The organism is Kribbella albertanoniae (assembly GCF_004348455.1).
Lineage (GTDB): Bacteria > Actinomycetota > Actinomycetes > Propionibacteriales > Kribbellaceae > Kribbella > Kribbella albertanoniae.
Genome location: NZ_SMKA01000534.1, coordinates 1 through 1,204, shown reverse-complemented (window position 1 = coordinate 1,204; position 1,204 = coordinate 1). Strand labels below are relative to the sequence as shown.

General features: G+C 68.4%; 1 protein-coding gene. It reads right to left on the bottom strand.

The genetic code is table 11. The annotated features are described in order from the left end of the window. Window positions 1-122: 122 nt before the first annotated feature. Window positions 123-1,124: a LacI family DNA-binding transcriptional regulator gene (locus E1261_RS44830; protein ID WP_132416478.1), complete on the bottom strand. Its 1,002-nt coding sequence runs from the start codon at window positions 1,122-1,124 to the stop codon at window positions 123-125. Between the last annotated feature and the right edge of the window lie 80 nt (window positions 1,125-1,204).

Genomic DNA, 1,204 nt, shown 5'->3' with positions numbered 1-1,204 from the left:
GAGCAGGGCGATCCCCGTCAGCCGCAGGCTGCCAGTGTGGGTGCGGGGTGGGGCGGTGCTGTGAACGAAGGGTCGGGGAGTCATGGCGGTTCCTCCTTCTCCCGGCGTTGTCGGACACCGGGTCAGCCAGGGGCTGAGCTGCCTCTGACTATTAGTTCGGGGAGCAGCAGGCGTTCGACAGGGCCTGCGGGTGGGTCGGTGAGGACGGTGATCAGCTCGGCGGCGATGTCGTCCATCGGCTGACGCAGGCTGGTGAGGCCGGGGGAGACGACGTCGGCCAAGGGGGAGTCGTCGAAGCCGGTGACGCCGATGTCGACGCCCGGGGTGTGGCCGCGGCGAGTGAGCTCGCGGAGTGCGCCGAGCGCGAGAATGTCGCTCAGGGCAACGATTCCGTCAGGTGGTTGCGGGCTGTCGAGCAGTTGGGCGGCGGCTCGCGCACCCGCGTCGAGGGTGTCTTCGGGGCAGTGCACGGTCAGGCCGTTCGTTGGCAGGTCAAGGGCCTCGCACGCAGTCCGCCAGCCGTCCAGACGGTCCTCGGCCAACCCGGAGGTCGTCGGCCATCCGATGAAGGCGATCCGCCGCCGCCCGGTCTCATGCAGATGCCGTACGGCGAGTGCGGTGCCGGCCGCGCCGTCGACATCGACCCACGACCCCGGCTGGGTGGACTCTTTCCAGACCCGCCCGAACGAGATGAACGGGATCTGCTTCTCCTTCAACCACCCGTGCCGCGGATCCCGAGTCTCGGTCTGCGACAGCACGAACCCGTCAACCAGCCGCCGCGCATGCAGATCGTCGTACACCGGCATGCCGTCGACGCCAGGCGGCGCGGTGAACAGCAGAATGTGCCGCCCGGTGCTCTCCGCGGCCGCACACAAGGCGTGCAGGAACTGGTCCATCACCAAATGAGTCCGGTTCGGCCAGCTCGGAACGCAGTACCCGATCAGCTCGACCGCGCTCGTCCGCAAACTCCGGGCGTTACGATTGGGCCGGTAGTTGAGCAGCTCGATCGACCGATTGACCCGCGCCAGCGTGTCCGGCCGCAGCCGATGGGGCGCGTTCAACGCGTTCGACACGGTCTGCACCGAGACCTCCGCATGCGCAGCAACCTGCTTCAGCGTGGCCACAGCACCCTCCCGCGGACGTTTGAACGTTAAAACCACCCGCAGTCTCCCTCCGCTCGCCCCCCGTGTCAACGCCCCAGCCC